Here is a 22821-nt window from a genome sequence, read left to right on the forward strand (position 1 = left end):
GGATGCCGGAACAGTTTGAGCAGCCCCGCTCCACCTACCAGAGCGAGGCAGGGCGCAATGCAGCCGTGGCCAAGCTCGGCCGCAAGGTCACTGACGTCGTCAAGCACAAGATCGGTGGCGTGAAGACCGATGACCCAGAGTACTGGGGCCTCAAGGAGGTCCTCACGGATGAGATGGTCGACCTCGCCAACCGCATGAAGCTCCGCCAGTTCTACGACTTTGACGGCATGATGGCCCTCGCTCCCCAGATCGAGCCTGCGCACCTGCAGGAGCTTCTCGACCAGATGAGCGTCGTTGGCATCATCGAGTACGACTACGGTGACCATTACAACGATGACGGCCCCGTCGCAGACGCACCGCGCACCAAGCGCTGGCGCCTGCCGTTCTTCGTGCCGGGCTCGGCCGAGCTCTTCAACTCGAGCAAGGACCGCGTCGACAAGAATCCCGCAGTGGCAAGCTTCTTCGAGCGCATGACCTTCATTCCGCTTGCGGGCGTCACCCAGATGGTCCCGCCCGGCGGCGACGGCATCGGCATGCACGTCATCCCCGTCGAGGAGGCCGTCAACTTCCAGAACGAGGCCATCAAGGTTGAGCGCATCTCCCATTGGCTCAAGAAGTACGAGGGGCACATCGCGGCTGGCATTTGCTCCTGCCGCTACTCGCGCACCAAGCTGGGCGAGGGCTGCGCCGATGACCCTGACGACTGGTGCATTCAGGTGGGCGACATGGCCGACTACACCGTTGAGACGGGCCGCGCCCACTACATCACGACCGATGAGGCGCTCGAGATCCTCAAGCGCGCCGAGGACAACGGCTTTGTCCACCAGATCACCAACATCGACGGGGAGGACAAGATCTTCGACATCTGCAACTGCGACGTGAAGATCTGCAACGCCCTGCGCACGAGCATGCTCTTCAACACGCCCAACCTCTCGCGCAGCTCCTACACCGCCAGGGTGACACCTGAGAACTGCGTTGCCTGTGGCCTGTGCGTGGAGTCCTGCCCCGCAGGCGCCGTGAAGCTTGGCCAGAGGCTCTGCCGTGCCAACGGCGAGCAGCCCAAGTATCCGCGCGCCATCCTTCCCGACGCCATCCGCTGGGGCAAGTACGCCTGGGACGAGAACTACCGCGACACCGCCCGCATGCACAACACCTGGCCCACAGGCTCCGCTCCCTGCAAGGCAGCCTGCCCGGCGCACGTTCCCGTGCAGGCCTATCTCCAGAAGGCCAAGGAGGGCAAGTACCAGGAGGCCGTCGAGCTTATCCGCACGATGAACCCATTCCCCGCCGTGTGCGGCCGCATCTGCAACAAGCGCTGCGAGGACGCCTGCACGCGCGGCACCATCGACGAGCCCGTCTCCATCGATGCGGTCAAGAAGTTCGTGGCCGACTACGACCTCGCGCAGGCGGAGCACGCCGTTCCGGGCCGCGCGGTGCCTTCCCTCCACGGCCGCTTCGACCAGAGGATCGCCATCATCGGTGCCGGTCCCGCAGGCCTCTCCTGCGCTTACTACCTTGCACTTCTCGGTTACTCTCCTGTCGTGTTCGAGAGGCACGAGCAGCCCGGCGGCATGATGATGTACGGGATTCCCTCCTATAAGCTCGAGAAGGACGTGCTTCTCGCCGAGGCCGAGATCATCAAGAGCCTGGGCGTCGAGATCCGCTGCGGTGTCGAGGTGGGCCGCGACATCACGCTCGGCCAGCTGCGCGAGCAGGGCTTCGAGGCCTTCTTCGTGGCCGTTGGCTGCCAGGGCGGCAGGCGTCCCGGCGTCCCCGGTGACACCGCAGAGGGCACCGACGTGGCCGTGCACTACCTTGAGGACTCCATGTCCAAGGGCAACCCTGCGCTGGCAGGCGACGTCGTGGTCGTCGGTGGCGGTAACGTGGCCGTGGACTGTGCCATGAACGCCAAGCGCCGCGGCGCCGGCATCGTCACGATGGTCTCGCTCGAGCAGCGAGACGAGATGCCCGCAACCAACGCCGAGATCGTCGAGACCCTCGAGGACGGCGTCTGCGTCCAGAACGGCTGGGGGCCCAAGGAGGTCCTGACCGATGAGGACGGACGCGTCACGGGCGTCATCTTCAAGCGCTGCACGCAGGTCATCGACCCCAAGACCAAGCGCTTTTCGCCGCTCTATGACGAGGACGAGACCATGGCCGTGGCCTGCGACCAGGTGGTCTTCGCCATCGGCCAGGCCATCGAGTGGGGCGGTCTTCTCGACGGGCGCTCCGTCACCTTCCACCACGGCAACTATCCGCAGGCAGACGCCCTCACCTTCCAGACGGCCGACCCCGACATCCTTGTGGGTGGCGACGCCCTCACGGGCCCCAAGTTTGTGATTGACGCCATTGCCGCCGGTCACTATGCGGCCGAGTCGCTTCACCGTCGCGTACAGGCCGGCGCGAGCATGACCATCGGTCGTGACCGTCACGACTACCTTGAGTTTGACAAGGATGACCTTCTCATCGACTCCTACGACAACGCCGGGCGCCAGGAGGAGGGCATGGACCTCGAGGGTGCCGATCGCTTCCGCGACACGCACCGCACGCTCACGGCCGAGCAGGTGGCTACAGAGACCAGGCGTTGCCTGAACTGCGGCCTCTCGGTTGTCGACCTCAACAAGTGCATCGGCTGCGGCATCTGTACGACACGCTGCAAGTTTGACGCCATCCACATCTACCGTGACCATCCCGAGATGTCCGACATGCGTGCGGCAGAGGACAAGGTGGCTGGGCTTGCTTCCTATGCAATCAAGCGTGCCATAAGGATCGTTGCCAACTCTGGCTCCGAGGAGGCCAAGATCATGCGCGAGAAGCGCCGCGAGTACGATCGCACCCACAGGGAGTTCGAGCGCACGCACCCCTACACAGGCAACGCAAGCGACGAGACGCGCAGGGAGAACGCGTAGATGCACGAGCTAGGCATTGTCGTGCACGTGATCGATATGGTCGAAGAGGCCGCCCGCAAGAACGGCGTGAGCAAGGTGGTGCGCGTTGACCTCGAGGTGGGCGAGGTCAGCACCATCGTACCCAGCTACTTTCGCGACTGCTTCGAGTGGGCGAAGCTCCGCACGGAGCACATGCGCGAGTGCGAGCTCAACATGATCATCGTGGCAGGCATTTCGTACTGCCGAGACTGCAAGAAGACCTACCGAACGACGGAGTACGGGAAGGCCTGTCCTGTCTGCGGAGGCCACAACACCTACCTCGTGACCGGCCGCGACGTGATGGTGAAGGACATCCAGGCAGTGTAGCGACTGCTCCGCGTGCATGTGCGATGCAATCGCCAACAGGCATGGGCGAGCCTCGCTGCCCGCGTCCCCGAAAGACGTCCGTGGGCATACTTTGCTAAAATCGAAAGCCAAGACTTCTGTCTGCCAGTTCAGGAGGTTGCGCACACGCGCATGGACATAGCCCTCTCCATTACGGTCACCGTACTGCTCACCATCGCAAACGGCTACTTCTCGATGTCCGAGATGGCCCTCTCCACGGCACGCAAGGTGCTGCTCGATCACGACGCCGAGGAGGGTGACCGTCGTGCCGCAGCTGCCTCAGCCGTCGTCGAGAATCCCGACCGCTTCCTCGCCGCCATTCAGGTGGGCATCACGCTTTTGGGCTTCTTTAGCTCCGCCTTTGCGGCGACCAGCCTCTCTGCGCCGTTCGGGGCTTGGTTTGCGTCGTTGGGTGTCGACGAGAGCATCGCCACGGGTCTGGCCACGGTCATCATCACGCTCGTCGTCTCGTACTTCTCCATCGTGGTGGGAGAGCTCGTGCCCAAGCGCATGGCCATGGCCGATGCCGAGGGCATGGCCAAGCGTGTGGTGGAGGCCATCAGTGGCTTTTCGCATCTGGTTCGCCCGCTGGTGGCGCTTACGGCCGCCAGCGCAGACGGTCTTGCCTGCCTGCTGCACGTGAAGAGCACGGACGATCGCCAGGACGTCTCCGAGGACGAGATCCGCTACATGGTGACGGACTCCGACGAACTCTCCGACGAGGAGAAGTCCATGATTCACGAGGTCATCGACCTCGGTGACACCAACGCTCGCGAGGTCATGGTGCCGCGCGTGGACGTGACCTTCATGGAGGACGACTCCACGCTGGGCGACGTGCTCGACGTCATGCGTCGCACGGGCTACTCGCGCATCCCCATCTACCATGAGGATCTCGACCGCATCGTGGGCATCGCCCACATCAAGGACCTCATTGGCCCCGTCCTTGACGATCATGCGGCAGGCGAGGACATCCGCACGTACGTGCGCAAGCCCGACTTCGTGCCCGACACCAAGGACATCATCCCTCTGCTCTCCGAGATGCGTGGCGCGCACGACCAGATGGTCATCGTGGTGGACGAATACGGTGGTACGGCCGGTGTCATCACGATTGAGGACATCGTTGAGGAGGTCGTGGGTGAGATCGAGGATGAGTTCGATCCCGACAACAAGTACCTGACACGCCTCTCGGATCGCGAGTGGCTCGTGGACGGACGCTTCTCCATAGACGATGCCATCGAGTTGGGGTGGCCCATCCAGGACTCCGAGGAGTACGAGACCATTGCGGGCTTCGTGTTGGACGTCGCCGACGGCCTGCCCAGGCCCGGCGAGGAGTTCAATGTGGACGGCTATGTATTCCACGTGCAGTCCATGCGCGGCAGACGCGTGTCGCTGCTGCGCGTGACGGCTCCCGAGCAGTCCCTCGAGGCGGGGGACGCCGAGCGGGATGACGGCGCCTCCCCCGAGGAGCAGGGCGACGGTTAGCGCACCAGGCTACGCCTGCGGCGTGGCACTGGTACAATGCAGGGCATGTATACGTTGCAAGGGAAGGTTTGCCCCATGGCGCAGCTCATCGAAATCAAGAGGGTCGAGGTTGGGCTCACCAACCTCAGGGCGCGCGTTCGCCTGAGTGACGACGCACCCCTCATGACCAGCGAGGACCTTGTTGCCACCACGCGCATCTACTATCTCATGCCGCACATCGTCGAGCATGTGTGCCTGGGGGACGCGAACGATACCTTCAAGGACGTGATGGGTGACACCGAGATACCCCACCTGCTCGAGCATATGGTGGTCGAGCTGCTCTCGCAGTCAAGCGAGTCCGGCGAGGTCACCTCGGGTCGCACCTTCCCCGTGGAGGACGACGGGCGCAGCTACGACATCGAGGTCTCCTGCCCCGACGACGTGCTGGTGATGGGCGCGCTGTCCAGTGCCGTGTGGATTGCCAACTGGGCCTATGGTGGCGGTGGCGAGCCCGAGCCCGACGTCGAGGCCATCGTGGCGGGACTCACCAACATGGTGCAGCACATCGGCGAGGTTCATGCCATGACGTACCAGCAGCAGGTCGAGGAGCAGCTGCAGGCCGAGCTCAATGCTGCGTACGAGGAGAGGTACCGCGAGCGCCAGGCGCAGATCGAGGCGCGCGAGGCGGAGATAGCCGCCCGGCGTGCGGAGGTGCGGGCCGAGGCGGAGAGGCTCGCCGAAGAGGAGCGCCAGCGCCGCGAAGAGGAGGAGCGCGCCCGCAAGGAGGCCGAGGAGGCCGCCCGCCGGGCACGGCGGCCCTCATGGGCGGTTGACCTCGAGGCGTACGACCGAGCCCAGAAGGCTCGGCGTCAGGCGGCCGCCGAGGATGGCGCCCCCACCGCCGCCACCCCTGTCCCAGAGGCGGAGGACTCGATGGAGTCCGTGCCTGGGCCCGAGCCCACCGAGGCGCCGGAACCCGCCCGCATCGAGCAGGAGCCAGAGCCTGAGAGGGAGCCCGAACCCGCACCGTCTGCCGGAGAGGAGCCGGAGTCGCAGTCGCCTGCGGCCAGCGACGCCTCCTCCCAGGATGAGAGCGAGAACTTTGCCGCTCAGCTGAGCAGCCTCTTTCGCTCCCAGCCCAAGGTCGAGTCCGTCGTCCCCGACGAGACCGTCGCGTACGCCTGCCCCCACGACGCGGATGTGCCCGAGGAGGAGGCTCCCCCGCAACCTGTCGAGCCGGCGCCTGTGGCGGACATCCCGGGACCCCTCGCGGATGACGACTATGAGTTCCCCGAGCCGGAAGAGGAGCCTGGGGAAGAGGACTACGATGACGAGTACGACTACCCCGAGCCGGATGAGGAACCCATCCAGGACCCCCGCCCGGGGCCGGTGCGTCCGGAGCCCTCCCATTCCTGGGAGGATGACGAGCACATCCCAGGTCCACATAGAGTACGCTAGGCATGGCACGCCGCATGGCGCGGGTTCGTCAGCCGTCCTGGTTGGTTGCCAGGAGCGATAGGAGGATGTCATGAGCACTAAGGAAGCACTTGGTTTTGTGTTGGGTAGCATCTTTGGAGCCGCGGCCGGCGTTGCCGTCGGCCTTCTCGTTGCCCCTCGTACGGGTGCGGAGAGCCGTGCCATGGCAGCGGATGCCGTCAACGATGCCTGGGACAGTGCCGTTGACTCCTATGAGCGCGGCACGCGCATCGTAAGCGAGAAGATCAACAGCGTCCGCCCCGTGGCTGATGCGACCACCGATGAGCTGCGCGCGAAGGTCGACCTGGCACGAGAGCGCATGGATCAGCTGCGCAGCTCGCTCTCTGACGCCGTCAACACCACCACGGAGCAGGTACAGGATGCCGTTAACACCGTGGCGGACAAGGTGAGCGCCGTGGCGGACGAGGCTGGGACCCAGAAGGCCGAGTCGGTCCATGTCGAGATCGTGGATTCGGACCCTGCCGAGGAGGGACAGGAGTAGCCGAGGGTACGGCAACGCACATGGCGCATCTGAGCGACTACATCCGACAGAAGGCCTTTGTCCCCAAGGGCAAGGGTGGCAAGGCCAAGCTCAAGAGGCTTGGCCGCTTGCATATGACGGTGTTCTCACCGAAGGGTGACACGGTGGTGGGATTCCTGATACGGCGTCCCGATGTCATGGGCATGGTCAGGCGACCCGACGTGTTCGTGGCGCTTGACAGCCTTTCCAAGGCGGAGGATGGCTTTCAGGTCTCCGACGAGAGGGGGGCCATTGATGACACCGCCCGCAGGCGCCTGGGCATCGACTGGGATCGCTGCCTCATGTGGGAGGGCATGGATGCCGTCACCGTGGATGGGGGCACGCTTGGCCATGTGAGCGACGCCGAGTTTGACCCTGCCACGGGCAAGGTCTCCCTGTTCTGCGTGGGTGACGGAGGCGTTGCCGAGTCGCTCGTGGGCACCGTGCGCATCCCCGCGGCACAGGTCAGGGGCTATGGCGACGGCATGATGGTGGTCGCCAACAAGGCTCGGGACCACAGGCCGTCGGGAGGGGTCGCCGGCAAGGCGGGCACCGCCTACGCCAAGGCCAAGGCTCAGGGGGCACAGACCGCCAAGAGGGCCGATGATGTGGCCTCACGGGCCGTGGACAAGGGGTCAAAGGCGCTGGGCAGGCAGCTGGGGAAGACGAAGGGCATGTTTGGGTCGTTCATGGACGAGTACAGGAGGGCAAGTCGCTAGGGCCGCACACCTGAAGCCTTCCGCTCTGGAGGGACAGTACGGCGTCGTAGCGTCGTGCGTGTGAGCCGTCCAGATGATGCGTGACCGCGATGACGGTCACCCCCTTGAGCGAGAGCAGCACATCCTCTATCTGAGCGGCGGTCGCCCGATCGAGTGCGGACGTCGCTTCGTCCACGAGGAGCAGTCGCTTGCCATGCAACAAGGCCCGAGCGATGGCCACACGCTGGCGCTCTCCTCCCGAGAGCCTGGAGCCATTCTCCTGTATGGGGGTGTCGAGTCCCTCTAGGAGTGCGGACACCACACCCTCAAGGCCCGCGAGTCGCACGGCCTTGTCCACCCGCCCGTCGGGAAAGCTCGCCCCCAGACAGATGTTCTCGCGCAGTGAGTCGTCAAAGAGAAACACGTTCTGATGGATGAAGGCGGCATCCGGTGCCGTGCCACCCTTGCCGTCAACCAGCACCGTTCCCGAGGATGGGGTGAGCCTGCCCGACAGCAGCCCAAGCATCGTGCTTTTGCCGCAGCCGCTCTGACCGATGATGACATACTTCCTTCCTACCTCAAAGCGCATGGAGCAACCGCTGATGACGGTCCGTTCCCCACTCCCATACGAGAAGCTCACGTTGTCCAGCGCGAGCGACTGCGTGATGCCGCAGCGTACCGCTTGCGGATGTTCGTGCGCCACCTGTTCGAGCTCCCCCATGCCCTCGAGGAGGGGGGAGCAGGCCCTGATCTTTCCCAGTTTGCCCGACAGCTCGGATGCGGGGGCGATGACGCTTCCGGAGAGCTGCGTCACGGCAATGACGCTACCTATGCTTACCAGACCCCATACGGCGAAGACGCCCGTGAGGCCCATGATGGCAAACTGCATGATCGTGCCGGTGGCGCTGGCCATGCCGCTGACGCACGCCATGGTCCTCGCCAACCTCGCCTTGTGCCCTTGCAGCAATCTCGCCTGTCGGTCAATCTTGTCGGTCATGGGGCGCTCCGCGCGAAACGACCACAGCACCTCCCTGCCCTGTGCCGCATCGCGAACGCAACCGTTGTAGGATTTCGTGCCCCTGATGACCAGGCCCTGGGCATGTGATAGGCGCCCGGCGAAGAGCCGGGGAAGCACGGTTGGCAGGGCCATGCCCACCAGGGAGACGCACGCGATGAGAGGGTTGAACCATACGAGGAGGGCGACGCCTATGGCGATCTGGAACAGGGAGTCCACTACGTCAAGCGTGCCCATGAGCCAGTCATGCTCGAGCGTCTCCATGTTCTGCCCGAGTACTGTGAGCTGCTCCGCACTGTCACGGGCACCTGCGCCGGTTCGTGCCATCATGCCCCGCGCACCCGCGCCACGCAGCCCGACCATGACGTCCCTGACGATCGATGCCCTGATCATGCCCGCCGCAAGGCTCATGATGCCCAAACCCAGAGAATAGGCGATGGAGAAGAGGGTGAGGCTCACAACGGGCGAGAGGTCCCCGCTCGCGAGGGAGGCGGAGACCGTATCGATAAGGGCGCTCAACAGCAGCGCCACGCCCATGAACAGGATGGAGAGGATGAGGTCGGCAAGCAGGTAGACGACGAGCTGTGCGGTACGTGCGTAGCTCTTGATCCATGAGATGCCCAGCATGATAGGTCTCTTTCCTCCAAGGTGATGCTCCATGTCGAGGGTGGGCCGATGATTGGCAGCATAAGGTTGCTGCCAATCATCGGTGCCTGTGGCATCAGTTCCCGACGATGATGACCAAACCCGCGTGCACGCGCTGCCTCACGTGTCCCTTCGTCTGACTGCTCATGTGCCCACCTCCTTCTTGTGTCGGTGAGCACATCATGGCAGGCGGGCTGACGACACTCCATAACGAAGTGTGTACGTTTCAGCCTACGCAAGATGTTATGTGGTGGTGGGGCCCGAAACCCTGGTCTCAGCTCCCCTGGTGTCGCATCCACGCGCGTATGGCATGCGCGTAGTCATGCATCTCGCAGAGGTCGAGGTACGCGGCGACCGTCCTCAGCGTCGATGCCGCCTCTGTCGTGTCGCCGGCACGAAACTCCAGCCGGGCAGTCCCGGCAAGGATGAACGGCATGAGGCCCAGCTCATCCTCCTTGATGCTTGTGTCCCTTGCCAGATCAAGATAGGTGCGCGCCTCCTTCGCCTGTCCGAGCTCCTCAAGGATGTTCGCCAGGTTGACCATGAGGGAGAGGCACAGGACGAGCTGCCTGCCCTCAAGACCTCCCTGGCGCCTGAGGGCGGCGAGCGTCCTCTCCCCAAGGCGGATGGCGTCCATGGGGCGCCCCGCACCGTGCAGGGCCACGACCATGAGCGACAGCAGCTCTGCCTCTCTCGACGAGAGCAACCTGACTTCCAGGTCATGCACGTCTATGTCTGGCTGGGAGAGCCTGAGCCCCTGCTCCAGCAGTTCAAGTGCCCTCATGCAGTCCTCTGGGGAGTCCTGCGACCTGATGAGTGCCGCGGCCTCGAGCTCGAGCACCCTTTGTCGCTCCCCAGGCGACCCCGTCTCCCGTGCCGACGAGCGCAGGTCGCTCAGCAGGACCCTTCCCCTGTCCGCGTCAAGGTGATTGATGGCGTTCCATGTCGCCTGGCTGAGCCGATCGAAGGCCTGCCGTTTCGCGCTTCCCGCGCTGCTCTCGAAGAGCTGGTAGCCATCCAGCCCCAAACGGTCCATGAGCGCATCAAGCAGTGCCTTGGAGGGCCGCTGCCTGCCACTCTCTATGCGCGAAATGGAGACGGGGGAGCAGATCCCCTCCGCAAGCTGTTCCTGCGTGAGACCATGCTCCTTGCGGAGTCTCCGGACCAGGCTGCCAAGCTCATGTTGGCTCATGGTGCAAGCCTCCCGCCATGCCTCAGGTGCAAGGTTAGAATCCCATCGCCTGGAAGGCGAACATCAGCACCGTGAGGATGACGACCGCCACGATGGTAAACCAGGTGAGTGCGTTCCATATGCGCCCGTTGGCGTGACGCCCCATGATGTGGTGGTCGCTGGCGATGAACACCATGCAGAGCAGCAGAACGGGGAGCAACACGCCATTGATGACCTGCGAGACCATCATGATGCCAAAGAGGCTGGCACCAGGGATCAGCACGACGGCCGCGCTGGCGACAGTGATGGCCGCAATGGTGCCGTGGTAGACGGGCGCGTCCCTCCATCCGCTGCCCGCACCGCGCTCCCAGCCAAAGGCCTCGCAGACGGCGCCGGCGGTGATGCCGGGCATGACGCAGGCCGCCAGGAACGATGCCCCAACGAGCCCTGCGGCGAAGAGGGCGGAGCTGTACTCACCAGCCAAGGGCACGAGCGCCTGGGCGGCATCGGCCGCATCGTTCACCTGCACGCCCGCGGGGTAGAGCACCGCACCCGTGGTGAGGATGATGAACCAGGTGATGAGCTCGGCAGCGATCACGCCGGTGACGTTGTCGGCGCGCTGGCCGGGGATGTCGGTCTCGTCCAGGTTCTTCTCCACCACGTTGCTCGCGACCATGAAGATCATGTAGGGCGAGATGGTGGTGCCGGCATTTGCCACGAGCAGGGAGATGTAACTGGGGTTCGTGGATATCTGTGGCACGAGGGTGTCATGCAGTGCGTCACCCCAATCGGGACCACATATGACGCCGGCGATGACATACGTCACGAACACGCAGCTGATGGTCAACAGGATCCGCTCTATGCGGTGGTACGAGCCACTCATGGAGAGCAGCCAGGTGGCAATGGCCGCCACGGGAACCGACACCACCACGGGCACGCCGAAGAGCGCCATGCCGCTGGCGATGCCGGCAAACTCCGAGAGCGTGACGGCGAAGTTGGACACGATGAGCGCAAGCATGGCCACGGCCGAGATGCGGACGCCAAAGCGCTCCCGGATGAGCGAGGCGAAGCCCTTGCCCGTGGCGCACCCCATGCGGGCGGCCGTCTCCTGTACCACCACGAGCAGCACGCCCATCACGGGAACGGTCCAGAGCATACCAAAGCCAAACTGCGCTCCGGCCGTCGAGTAGGTTGCGACGCCACCCGCGTCATTGCCCGCGAGTGCGGTGAGCAGGCCGGGTCCCATGGCGGCCAGGATGGCGAGCGCGCCGGTCCTCCTCTTCGTGGCCATGCTATGCGCCCATGCCGTTCATGAGGGCGGACACGATGCCAACGAACGCCAGCACGGCTATCGCCATGGCGATAGCCTGTAGCGCGAGACCGGAGGTCTCGCGGCCACGACTCTCCCTGCGTCGCAGCACGATGAGGTAGAGGGGGCAAAGCACAAACGAGAGCAGGACGCTCGCGGCCGCCGCTGTGAAGCCGTAGGCTCCCACGCGTGCCACCCGACTGAATGGGCCTGCAAAGAACGTGCCGAAGATGCCCGTGGAGACGAGGGCGATGAAGGCCGCAAAGAGCAGCCCCAACCCGATGCCCTTGACCGTAAAGCCTGCGACGGAGGGCGAGTCCTCGTCATCGGGGTCATTCTCGATGAAGAAGTTGGTGACGAAGGTGGCGGAGTCGAGGGCCGCCACGATGGCAGCGGGCATGGCAAAGCCCAGAGCCATGACCTCGCCGCGCATGCCCGTCCCCAGGAGTGCGGCAAGCAGGGAGAAGCCGATCATCCAGAACAGGAACCACAGTTCGTTGCGGCAGAGCCAGAGGATGTCATGGGATCCCTTGCTTCCGTCACTGTCGCCATGTCCCGCGCCGGCGATCTGCAGGTCCTCCTCATGTTCCTCCTCCAGGACGTCGAGCGCGTCGTCCACGGTGACGATGCCCAGCAGACGATGGGCATCGTCCACAACGGGCATGGCCAGCAGGTTGTACTTGGCGATGTCCTTGGCCACGTCCTCCTGGTCGTCGTCGGGCCCGGCGGTCACCAGCTCATCGTGGGCGATGGACGAGAGTTGCAGGTCCCCGTCATGCGAGATGAGGTTCCTCAGGCTCACCACGCCGGAGAGGTGGTCCTCGTCGTCCTTGAGGTAGATGTAGTTGACGGCCTCGAAGTCCTCGTCAAGGCTGCGTATGGCGGCAACGGCATCCGCCACCGTTGCCTGCTCGGGGAGCGAGACGGCCTCGGAGGTCATGATGCGGCCCGCCGTGTTCTCCCGATAGCCCAGCAGCTGGTTGATGGCCTTGCGCTCCTTGACACCCATCAGGCGCAGGAGCTTCTCGGCCTTGTCGTAGTCAAGCTCGCTCACGAGCTCCGCGGCGTCATCGGGGTCCATCTCGGAGAGCAGGCGCGAGGCGGCGTCCTCGTTCATGTCGTCCATGAGCTCCGCCGCCATGGAGTCATCGGCGAGCTCGGCGATGGCGTCGGCCGCCTGCTCCTCATCGAGCTGGGCAAACACCTGGCCACGCAGGCGCGGGTCAAGCTTCTCGATGATGTCGGCGATGTCAGCGGGATGCAGCTCGTCGAGCGTCTTGTGCGACACGGAGAGCTTCACGTTGGAGAGGTCACGGTCGATGAGGTCCATGTAGTTCCATGCGATGATGCGTTCGGGAATGGCCCTGCCGAGGGACCTGGCGAGGCGGAGCACGAGACGCTCCAGTGCGGGTGAGAGGGAGCGCAGCAGGCCGCGGATGCCCACCTCGGCACCAAGGAGACGCAGCTGGTTGGCGTTGGTGTCCGAGAGCTTGAGGTCGTTCACGCGCACCACGCGCGCGCCGCGCGTGTCCACGATCTGCTTGTTGAGCAGGTCGCGGGCCACAAGCACCTCGTCGGGTTGCAGATAGCTGAAGCGAATGTCCGTGGAGACCACCTTGAGGTGAATCTCGCTCTCGTCAAAGGAGTCGACGTACTTGCGCCAGCTGATCATGAACGGCGTGCGACCCGGACCCTCGACGGCAAGGGAGGTGATGCGGGGGAAGACCTCACCCGTGGCGATGCCCAGGTCATTGACTCTGCCGATGCGCTCGCCCTTGGCGTCGAGCACCGGGTTTCCTACGAGCTGTGAAAGGTAGATCATGCAGGCTCCTTTGTGGGCCGGGCGCGTGTCATGGGCATGGCGCGCCGCATTCACCGGGCGTACCCCGCGGTGAGGCCGACAAAGGAAGGCGCGTCACCGCGGGGTCATCGACTGTGAGGTCGGGGTTTCATCGATGACCTTTCTCCTTGGCTGCAGGGGGAGGTGACGTAGCCTTTCAGGCATGCGCCATGCCCCAACGGAAGATTGTACACGTCGGGAGGGCATATGCCCCACGCGCCGCCCGACCGGCATGAGTCGTTCGCAAATTATCATGTCCTTGCCGAGGATGCATCACAAACAACAAGAGCACTAGCTGCGGCGATGCAATGTGAGAGCCATGCGCATATGCGAACGACTCCCACGACGAGCGCGGAGGAATGCGAACGACTCGAAGAGCAGGGGTGCAGAGGGACGCTGCCGCAGGCTAGAACTTCACCTGGGGAGCCTGGCGCGCTGCCGTGTCGACAACCTCGAAGCCCTGACGCGTCTTGAACCTGCTGCCCGCGACGATGTTGCCAGGGAACGTCTCGATGGCGTTGTTGTAGGTGAGCACGCAGTCATTGAAGCTCTGGCGCGCATATACGATGCGATTCTCGGTATCGGTGAGGTCGGCCTGGAGCTGCTGGAAGTTTGTGTTGGCCTTGAGCTCGGGGTAGGCCTCGGCCACGGCAAAAAGCGACTTGAGCGTGTCAGTGAGCACGTTGGAGGCCTGCATCTTCGCCTCGGGCGTGGTGGCGTTGGCGACGGCTGCACGAGCCTGCGTGACGGCCTCGAGCGTGCCGGACTCGTGCGCGGCGTATCCCTTGACCGTCTCAACGAGGTTGGGAATGAGGTCGTTGCGGCGCTGGAGCTGTGCGTCTATCGTCTGCCAGGCGTTGTCGCAACGATTGTCCTTTGTGACGATGCCGTTATAGAGCGAGACGAACCACACTGCGAGCACAATGATGACAACGACGATGATGCCAAGGATGGGCATAGTCAGTTCCTCCATTCGTCTGCCTGACCACTGCGGGCAGCCCTTCGATTTGCTGTAGTATACCCGCTTGTGGAGAAATGCCACCTGGGCGGAGGCCCAATGGCGGAGGGGGAGGGATTCGAACCCTCGGAACGGGTTACCGCTCGACGGTTTTCAAGACCGTTGCAATCGACCACTCTGCCACCCCTCCGCGTGATGGAGCAGATATATCCTACAACATGTGATCTTTTTGTCATGCGAGAGGGAGACGGTGTGATTCGGGCAAGTGATGACGAGAGGTTCATGCGCCTTGCACTGCGCGAGGCCCGGCTGGCGGCACAGGAGGGGGAAGTTCCTGTTGGGGCCGTGGTGGTCTATGACGCCACACGCGATCCGGCGAGCTCCCTTTACATCGATTCAGAGAGGTCACGGATGGAACGCGAGGACGCACCGGCGCCCCGGGTCATCTCCAGTGCGCATAACCGCCGCGAGCTCGATGAGGATCCTGCGGCGCATGCCGAGTTCCTTGCCATGGAGCTTGCCTCCTGCGAGCTTGGGCACTGGCGGCTTTCGGGCTGTACGGTCTACGTGACGCTGGAACCCTGTCTCATGTGTGCGGGTCTTATGGTGAACGCGCGAGTCGACGGCTGCGTGTATGGCGCGAGCGACCCCAAGGGCGGTGCGGTTGGGTCGCTCTTTGACGTGAGCGCGGACGAGCGCCTCGATCACAACTTTCCCGTGCGGGCGGGTGTGCTCGAGGAGGAATGCTCCCACCTGCTGAAGGACTTCTTCCGCGACCGTCGACGGGGACACCGTCGGCATGCCTCGGCGTAGCTCCTATCGAGCAGAGGCGTTGAGCGAGAGGGGGGCGGCGCGCATGGCTGGGGCGCGTCGCCCCCGCAGCGTCGGCGTCCTTCCGATGGGCCTAGACGATATGTAGAGCGATCGGGACCTCGCTCTGTGAAGCAGTGGCCCTCATGGGGCGTCGTGGGTTAGGCTCGATCCTGTAGGAATCCGGCTTGCCACATTCACAGGAGGTCCCGACCATGATGTACTCTACCAGCATCGGCCTTGACGTGCACGCCCGCTCCATCAGCGCCGCCGCCTTCGTCTTCGAGACGGGCGAGGTCTCCCAGCGCACGTTCGGCTACGACCCGCAGGGCGTCGCCGCGTGGGCCCGCTCGCTGCCGCAACCAGCGGGCTGCCTCTACGAGAGCGGCCCGACGGGCTTCGACCTGCAGAGGAGGCTCCTGGCTCTGGGACTTCCCTGCCACGTGGGCGCCGTCACCAGGATGCTGAGGCCGTCCGGCGAGCGGGTGAAGACCGACAGGAGGGACGCCCTGTTCCTCTCGAGGCTGCTGGCTGTGGGCGAGTTCGTCGAGTGTGAGCCCCCGACGCCCGCCATGGAGGCCGCCCGCGACCTCTCCCGCGCCCGCGAGGACGCCCGGGAGGCGCTGATGAGGGCGCGCCACCAGCTCTCGAAGTTCCTGCTCAGGAAGGGGCACGTGTGGCCGAGGGGCAGGTCCACGTGGACCAGGGCGCACAGGGAATGGCTGCGCTCGATAGAGCTGGCCGACCCCTGCGAGCGGCTCGTCCTCGAGGAGTACGTCGCGCAGGTCAGAGAGTGCGAGGAGCGGCGTGAGCGTCTCGACGCGGCCATCGCCGAGAGGTCGCGCGCCGACGACCTCGCCGGTGTCACCTCGAGGCTTTGCGCCCTGCGCGGTGTCTCCACCGTCACCGCCTTCGGCATCGCCGTCGAGATAGGCGGCTTCTCGCGCTTCGCCACGCCGAGGGCACTCATGTCCTTCGTGGGTCTCGTGCCCTCCGAGTCCTCCTCCGGGGAGACGGTCTCGAGAGGCAGGATCACCAAGACTGGCAACTCCCACGTCAGGAGGCTGCTCGTCGAGGCCGCCTGGCACCACGCGCGACCGCTGTCGCCGGCCTCGGAGGCCGACGCCGCGGCCTCGTCCGGCCTCTCAGCCGGAGCCGCGGGCATCGCGTCGCGGGCGAACAGGCGGCTGCACCACAGATGCCTCGACCTCAGGGCGAGGGGGAAGGGCGCCAACGTGACCAACGTCGCCGTGGCGCGCGAGCTGGCGGGCTTCTGCTGGGCGCTCGCGCTCGCGGGGTGACGGCACCGTAGCAACCACACTCCCGCACGCGCCGGTGCGGCCGAGGCGCGTGGGGCACCCCGCGATGCGACTATGCGCAGCGAGGCGAGCCGCCTCGCCACGCGCGACCCTAGACAGGCGGAGCTCCCCAGCCGAAGCATCGGAATGCGTTAGCCAACACGCGGATATCAGACTTGCAGCCGTGCGTCGAACCAGACACGCCCTGGGCGCCGCCGCACGGGAGGTGGCCATAGAAGGAGCAGGGCCGGCCCCCGAGAAATCGGAGGCTGGCCCTGCCTGCCCTCTTGACAAACCTATCTACATATCAGTCGCCCAGCGCCTTCTTGCCCATGGAGTCGGCTGCAACTATGGATGCGTAGAGCTCGTCGGGTGTGACGTCGCCAGCGAGGTTGTGGATGGTCTCGCCCGGCACGCAGGCGTTCCTGGCAATGGTGTGCACCTGGTCATCGGAGCTGATGCCCAGCTGCTCGAGTGTGACGGGAAGGCCAACCTCCAGGCAGAAGTCCTGGACGTCATCGAACTCGTCTTGCGGAGCCCCCTCGAGCACCAGTTGGACCAGGGTACCAAAGGCGACACAGCACCCATGCGGAGCGCTGTGGCCGCCAAGCGCCGTAAGGCCGTTGTAGAACGAGTGCGCAGCCGCACAGTTGACGTTGTCGGCACCGACACCAGAAAGGTAGACGTTTGCCTCCACGATGGCATCCAGGGCAGGCGTGACCACGTTGTTCTCGCAGGCGACGATTGCCTGGGAGCCATAGTCACGGAGCGTCTCGTAGCAAAGCTTCGCCAGGGCCATGCCGGCACGTGTGATGCCGGTTCCCTCCAGGCTGGGCGATTCGGTGCGGAGGGAGGAGCGTCCCTCGAAGTAGGTGCCGAGGGCATCCCCCATGCCAGCGATCAGGAACCTGACGGGCGCGTTGGCAATGACCTGGCTGTCCACCATAACGGCATCGGGGTTGGTGGGATAGAAGAGGTATTTGTCAAAGCTGCCGTCATCGTTGTAGATGACCGAAAGGCCCGTGCAGGGCGCGTCTGTGGCTGCGACGGTGGGTATGGCGACGATGTGCGTGCCCGTGTAGTGGGCGGTCGCCTTGGCCGTGTCGATCGCGGAGCCTCCTCCTGCCGCCACGACGGTGTCAATCTCGTGCTCCTCGACCAGCTCCCGCATCCTTGCGATTTCGCCCTTGCTTGAGACGCCGCCGAAGATCTCCCACTGGCGAACGTCATCGGAGTCCGCAAAGCTCTCCTCGATCTGATCATGGCACGCCTTGTAGCCACTTTTCGAGCACACAAAGAGCCATCGGCTGCCCATGTAGCCCATCTCATCCTTGAACCTGAGAAGGGCTCCCTTTCCCTGGACGTACTTGAGGGGTTCGCGCATCGCTCGTAGCAGCTTCATGACAGCTCCTCTCATGGAGTCACCGCTTCTCATGGCGGTGAAAGACACTGCAGAGTATATGTGGGTGCCGTGAGGGCACGGCCGCTCAAGCCGCGACTATTCGCCGGATGTTGTGCAAGCTGGCCTGGAAGGCAGGGAAGTCCGGCCGCCGTGTCTCCGGTATGCCCCAGAGGATGGCGCGTTCGGGGTCTGGCGACGTCCCCACATGTTTGGGCCGTGCGCTTGTGTCATGTGCTGCCTTAGCGAGGGCCCGGCCGAGCGGGTCGTTCGTCCATGAGGTGGCTGCGGCCGTAGATGGTGGGCTTTTCCGTCCTGTGTGCGGACGGTTTCGGAGACGTTTCCCTTTGCCCCGGAAAAGCCTGTGAGTGATACCACAGCCTTACGGGTATCAGGCCCCAAGTATGGTGTGCCGCGCTATCGGCAGGGGATAGACCTGCCCGGGATGCGCGACGTCCAGATGGCAGAGGGAGTGTGCCCTGCATGCAGGGCGCTTCCGTGCGGAGAGGTAGTGGCAATGAATGGATTGACCGTCATCGTCATCGCGGCGGTGGTCTTGGTCATCGGCTATGGGGCGTATGGCCGTTGGCTCGCAAGGACCTGGGGCATCGACGAGGGTGCGCTGACGCCCGCCATGCGCATGGAGGATGGCAGGGACTACGCGCCAGCATCGCGCTTCTCCGTGTTCGCGCACCAGTTCTCGTCGATCTGTGGTGCTGGCCCCGTCACGGGGACCATCGTGGCCATGATGTTCGGTTGGCTGCCCGTGCTGCTGTGGGTGCTCGTCGGCGGCGTCTTCTTTGGCGCCGTGCACGACTTTGGCGCCCTCTACGCCTCGATCAAGAACAACGGCAAGTCGCTGGGCCAGCTCATCGAGAAGTACATCGGGAGGACGGGCCGCCGCCTCTTCCTCCTGTTCAGCTTCCTGTTCTGCTGTATCGTCGTCGCCGCGTTCACGGCCATGGTCGCGGGCACGTTCGCCTCGACCTTCGATGCCAGCGGGGCCGTTGACGTCACCAAGTCGTATGCGGCGGGATGCGCGGGGACGATCTCGATCCTGTTCACGTTCGTGGCCATCGGCTTTGGCTGGGTCTGTCGCACCTTCGACCTCAGGGGCGTGGCCAAGTATGCCCTTGCCATCGCCCTCATCGCCGTGATGTTCGTGCTGGGCATGCTCTTCCCCCTCTACCTCAACCTGATGGGGTGGACGGCCGTCGTGGCCATCTACCTGGTCTTCGCATGTGCGATGCCCATCCAGGTGCTCAAGCAGCCACGTGACGTGCTCACGGCGATCATGATGGTCGCCATGATCGTCTGTGCCGTGCTGGGCATCGTCGTCATGGGCCTCGACGGTCAGGCGACGATGACCGCTCCCATGATTGCCTCGTCCGAGCAGCTCGGCGCGCTTGCCGCCAAGGGCAACTACCTGTTCCCGCTGCTCTTCGTCTCCGTCGCCTGCGGCGCCCTTTCCGGCTTCCACAGCCTCGTGAGCTCGGGTACCTCGTCCAAGCAGCTCTCCAACGAGCGGGACGCCCTGCCTGTGGGGTATGGCGCCATGGTGCTCGAGAGCTTTGTGGGCACGCTTGCCGTCGTCGTGGCAGCTATCATGTTTGGGGACATGAACACCGTCGGCACCGGCGCCCTCAATGCGGGCGTTGCCAGTACCCCGTTTCAGATCTTTGCCGCCGGTGTGGCGCGCGGCATGCAGAGCTTTGGCGTCAACGGCACCTTTGCGACCGTGTTCATGACCATGAACGTCTCGGCGTTGGCGCTCACCTCGCTGGACGCCGTGGCACGCATAGGCCGCACGTCATTCCAGGAGTTCTTCTTCAAGACCAACGACGTTCAGGCCGAGAAGGCCATCGAGAAGAGCGCCGGCCAGAGGCTCGTGACCAACACATGGTTTGCCACCATCATCACCCTGGTCATCGGTGTGGGGATGTCGCTGGGCGGCTATCTCAACATCTGGCCGCTCTTTGGCGCCTCGAACCAGCTGCTTGGCGGCATGACCATGATCACGCTCGCCGTGTTCTGCAGGTGCACGGGGCGCAAGGGGTTCATGCTGTACGCGCCCGTCGCGTTCCTGCTCTGCTGCACGTTCACGTCACTGACCATGAGCGCCATCAACTGCCTCAACGCGGTCGTCGCCAACGCCACGCCGGCCGTGCTCGCCACGAGTGGGCTGCAGCTCGTCTTTGCGGTGCTGCTCATGGTTCTGGGGCTCATCGTCGCCTACAACTGCCTCAAGGAGCTCTTCCGGGCCAAGGCGGGATCCAAGCCTGACGAGGAGCCCGAATGGACGGAGCTCGGCCGCGCGCATGTGACCGAGGTCAGGGCCAAGACCACTACGGGTGACGCAGAGGCCACGGCCGTATAGGGGGAGCGGCTCTCTGCCGGGCCCCGGGAGGGGGTGGACCGGCAGGCTGCCATCACCTCGCAGGACATGACAGCCCACGCGGGGCATGGGTCGCCGCTTGCACGGGCGCGTCCCCTGCCCCGCGTGGGCCGTCCGTCACCGAGGCTGGGACGAGTGCCGCTGGCCGACAATTTGCAGCAATTTAAACGATTTGTCTCTCCGCGAGGAGTGGCTCTCGATATCCTTAGCCTGGATGTATGTCTGCTGCCCCCGCATCGACCCCTGTCGAGTGGTGTGCGGCTCTGGAGGTGGTGACTGCTGCCAGCGCCCTCTACGAACCTTGAAGACTAGAAAACGTTGAGCATAGCCGATGCGATGCGCGGTCGTGAATCACCGGATCTCTGGGACAGGCGTGCCAAAGGACGGGGGATGGCCGTGGCGATGGGGTTGCCTGCGACACCGCGAGAGGGTCTTGGGTGAGGAGAGGGTTCCCATGGCAGAGCGAACAAGGATGTTCACAAGCATCAGAATCGGAAACGTCGAGGTGAAGAACCGCCTGGCGCTGGCGCCGATGGGTGCCTTCGGGCTGGTGGACAGGTACGGTTGCTATAACCAGCGGGCGATCGACTACTATGTCGAGCGGGCGAAGGGCGGCACGGGCCTGCTGATCTCGTCGGTGACGAAGGTCGAGAACACGGTTGACTCGATGATAGACGGCTTCCTGCCCTGCACGGACATCGACCCCGCCCGCTTCGTGCTCACGGCCTCCGAGATGACCGAGCGCGTCCATGCCTATGGCTCCAAGATGTTCCTGCAGCTCTCCATGGGCTTCGGCCGCGTCCTGGCCCCCGCGCTCGCGAAGAAGCCACCCGTCTCCGCATCCGCGGTGCCCAACTTCTGGGACCCCTCGGTCACGTGTCGCGCCATGACTATCAAGGAGATCGAGTTCGTCATACGCAAGTTTGGCGAGGCGGCTGCCATAGCCAAGCGGGCCGGCTTCGATGGCGTCGAGATCCATGCGGTTCACGAGGGATACCTGCTTGACCAGTTCACGACCGCCTTCACCAACCACCGCACGGACAAGTTTGGTGGGGACCTGAGGGGCCGCACGACCCTGCCCGTCGCCATCGTCAAGGAGGTCAAGGGCACGGTGGGAAAGGACTTCCCCGTCGTCCTGCGCTTCTCGATCAAGAGCTGCGTGAAGGGCTTCAATTCGGGAGGCCTCGAGGGCGAGGACTACCAGGAGTTCGGGCGCGACGCCGACGAGGGCTACACCATCGCCCCCTGGTTCGAGGAGGCGGGTTATGACGCCTTCGACGCCGACGAGGGCTCCTACGATGCCTGGTACTTTGCCCATCCCCCCGTCTACCAGCGGCATGGCCTGTATCTCGACCATACGAAGAGGCTCAAGGAGGTCGTCTCCGCCCCGGTCATCGTTGCGGGCAAGAACGACATCCCCGAGCTCGCGGAGAGCGCGCTCGCGGAGCGGAAGGCCGACATGATCGTGCTGGGTCGAGCGCTCCTGGCGGATCCCTCCTGGCCCCAGAAGGTGCTCTCGGGCAAGGAGGACCAGATCAGGCCCTGCATTGGCTGCCATGTGGGCTGCATGGGGCGTGGATTCGAGGGCAAGCACCTCTCGTGTGCCGTCAACCCCGCGTGTGGTCGCGAGCGGCTGTATCGGATCGAGAGGATTGCGGAGCCCAGGAAGGCGCTCGTCGTCGGTGGTGGCGTGGCGGGCATGGAGGCCGCCCGCGTCCTGAGTCTGCGGGGCTTCGAGGTGTCGCTGTACGAGGCCACCGACAGGCTGGGAGGAAACATCCTGCCCGGCTCGGTACCCGACTTCAAGGCCGATGATCGCCGCCTGATCGCCTACTACGAGCGCCAGATGGAGGTCCGGAAGGTCGACGTCCACATGGGCGCGCGACTCACGGCTGATCAGGTCGGGGACATGGATGTCGACGTCGTCATCCTGGCCACCGGCTCCACCATATGCACGCTGGACGTGCCCTGCAGCCATCCCGAGCGTATGGTCGATGCCGTGTCGGTCCTCGAGGGCGCGCCGGTCGGCCAGAGGGTCACCATGATCGGCGGAGGGCTCGTCGGCTGCGAGACCGCCCTGTGGCTTGCGCAGCAGGGCAAGGAGGTCACCGTCGTCGAGATGCTGTCGGCGCTCCTCTCTGCGGGAAGGCCCGTCCCCTTCATGAACAAGGACATGCTCCTGACGATGATGAGGCGCGAGGGCATCAGGGAGATCACGAACACCTCCCTGCTGGAGGTCACCGACGAGGGGGCCGTCCTCGTAGACAACCACTTCAGGACCTCGACCGTCCCCTGCGACACCGTGGTGACCTGCACGGGGTTCAAGGCCAACGACCAGCTGTTCAAGGAGCTGTACGGCAAGGTCGAGCACCTCTACAACGTGGGGGACAGCCAGGTGGCGGCGGATGTGATGACGGCGGTCTGGCAGGCCAACGAGGTCGCCCTCAACGTTTCGTGACGTGATGTGACGGCGCCGCCGGCGAGGGGAGGCGCCCGACGTCGCCGTCGTGGCAGGGGCCTGCGAGGGGCGTGGTGGCCCACGCCCCTTGGGGCC

Annotated in this window: 16 protein-coding genes and 1 tRNA gene; 10 read left to right on the forward strand and 7 right to left on the reverse strand. The window is 64.6% G+C overall.

Annotated features, from left to right (window positions below; genetic code table 11):
* Window positions 1–2: 2 nt before the first annotated feature.
* The 6 genes from HMPREF1316_RS12545 (at window position 3) to HMPREF1316_RS12570 (ending at window position 7448) form a co-directional block, all read left to right on the forward strand.
* Entirely contained in the window at window positions 3–2909 is a 2907-nt protein-coding gene (locus HMPREF1316_RS12545) for an FAD-dependent oxidoreductase (RefSeq protein WP_021727453.1), read from the forward strand.
* Window positions 2910–3254 (forward strand): hydrogenase maturation nickel metallochaperone HypA, encoded by a 345-nt coding sequence (locus HMPREF1316_RS12550; protein WP_021727446.1) that lies wholly within the window; start codon window positions 2910–2912, stop codon window positions 3252–3254.
* Window positions 3255–3404: 150 nt separating this feature from the next.
* Window positions 3405–4754: a hemolysin family protein gene (locus HMPREF1316_RS12555; protein WP_021727409.1), complete on the forward strand. Its 1350-nt coding sequence runs from the start codon at window positions 3405–3407 to the stop codon at window positions 4752–4754.
* A gap of 75 nt (window positions 4755–4829) precedes the next feature.
* Window positions 4830–6191 carry a hypothetical protein gene (locus tag HMPREF1316_RS13485; RefSeq protein ID WP_021727355.1) on the forward strand — a complete coding sequence of 454 codons (1362 nt, stop codon included), beginning with the start codon at window positions 4830–4832 and terminating at the stop codon, window positions 6189–6191.
* 70 nt (window positions 6192–6261) lie between these two features.
* Entirely contained in the window at window positions 6262–6711 is a 450-nt protein-coding gene (locus HMPREF1316_RS12565) for a YtxH domain-containing protein (RefSeq protein WP_021727399.1), read from the forward strand.
* A gap of 20 nt (window positions 6712–6731) precedes the next feature.
* Window positions 6732–7448 (forward strand): PRC-barrel domain-containing protein, encoded by a 717-nt coding sequence (locus HMPREF1316_RS12570; protein WP_021727350.1) that lies wholly within the window; start codon window positions 6732–6734, stop codon window positions 7446–7448.
* Here the strand turns inward: HMPREF1316_RS12570 and HMPREF1316_RS12575 are convergent.
* From HMPREF1316_RS12575 to HMPREF1316_RS12600, 6 genes are all read right to left on the reverse strand, one after another.
* The gene (locus HMPREF1316_RS12575; protein ID WP_021727442.1) at window positions 7417–9069 is read right to left on the reverse strand and encodes an ATP-binding cassette domain-containing protein; all 1653 of its coding nucleotides are present in this window, start codon (window positions 9067–9069) and stop codon (window positions 7417–7419) included. The genes HMPREF1316_RS12570 and HMPREF1316_RS12575 overlap by 32 nt on opposite strands.
* 292 nt (window positions 9070–9361) lie before the next feature.
* Window positions 9362–10279, reverse strand: a complete 918-nt coding sequence (locus HMPREF1316_RS12580) for a helix-turn-helix domain-containing protein (RefSeq protein WP_021727408.1) — start codon at window positions 10277–10279, stop codon at window positions 9362–9364.
* Between the two features lie 34 nt (window positions 10280–10313).
* On the reverse strand, window positions 10314–11549 hold the full coding sequence (locus tag HMPREF1316_RS12585; protein ID WP_021727436.1) for an Nramp family divalent metal transporter: 1236 nt from the start codon (window positions 11547–11549) through the stop codon (window positions 10314–10316).
* 1 nt (window position 11550) lies between these two features.
* Window positions 11551–13389 (reverse strand): magnesium transporter MgtE N-terminal domain-containing protein, encoded by a 1839-nt coding sequence (locus HMPREF1316_RS12590; RefSeq protein ID WP_021727366.1) that lies wholly within the window; start codon window positions 13387–13389, stop codon window positions 11551–11553.
* 424 nt (window positions 13390–13813) lie between these two features.
* Window positions 13814–14365, reverse strand: coding sequence for a LemA family protein (locus HMPREF1316_RS12595; RefSeq protein WP_021727429.1), 552 nt, complete (start codon window positions 14363–14365; stop codon window positions 13814–13816).
* Window positions 14366–14465: 100 nt separating this feature from the next.
* Window positions 14466–14555: transfer RNA gene (locus tag HMPREF1316_RS12600), tRNA-Ser, on the reverse strand.
* Between the two features lie 62 nt (window positions 14556–14617).
* Between HMPREF1316_RS12600 and HMPREF1316_RS12605 the strand changes: the two genes are divergently transcribed.
* Together HMPREF1316_RS12605 and HMPREF1316_RS12610 are read left to right on the forward strand one after the other, a co-directional pair.
* Window positions 14618–15178 (forward strand): nucleoside deaminase, encoded by a 561-nt coding sequence (locus HMPREF1316_RS12605; RefSeq protein ID WP_021727361.1) that lies wholly within the window; start codon window positions 14618–14620, stop codon window positions 15176–15178.
* A 212-nt stretch (window positions 15179–15390) separates the two neighbouring features.
* Window positions 15391–16476 carry an IS110 family RNA-guided transposase gene (locus HMPREF1316_RS12610; protein WP_021727452.1) on the forward strand — a complete coding sequence of 362 codons (1086 nt, stop codon included), beginning with the start codon at window positions 15391–15393 and terminating at the stop codon, window positions 16474–16476.
* A 304-nt stretch (window positions 16477–16780) separates the two neighbouring features.
* Here HMPREF1316_RS12610 and HMPREF1316_RS12615 read toward each other — a convergent pair whose 3' ends face one another.
* Window positions 16781–17875, reverse strand: a complete 1095-nt coding sequence (locus HMPREF1316_RS12615) for a glycerol dehydrogenase (protein WP_021727471.1) — start codon at window positions 17873–17875, stop codon at window positions 16781–16783.
* Window positions 17876–18389: 514 nt separating this feature from the next.
* Here HMPREF1316_RS12615 and HMPREF1316_RS12620 point away from each other — a divergent pair.
* Window positions 18390–20249, forward strand: a complete 1860-nt coding sequence (locus HMPREF1316_RS12620) for a carbon starvation CstA family protein (RefSeq protein ID WP_040652598.1) — start codon at window positions 18390–18392, stop codon at window positions 20247–20249.
* 472 nt (window positions 20250–20721) lie between these two features.
* Complete coding sequence (locus tag HMPREF1316_RS12625; protein WP_021727474.1) at window positions 20722–22725, forward strand: oxidoreductase; 2004 nt, start codon at window positions 20722–20724, stop codon at window positions 22723–22725.
* Window positions 22726–22821: the final 96 nt, after the last annotated feature.

It is taken from the genome of Olsenella profusa F0195 (genome assembly GCF_000468755.1).
GTDB classification, from domain to species: domain Bacteria; phylum Actinomycetota; class Coriobacteriia; order Coriobacteriales; family Atopobiaceae; genus Olsenella_F; species Olsenella_F profusa.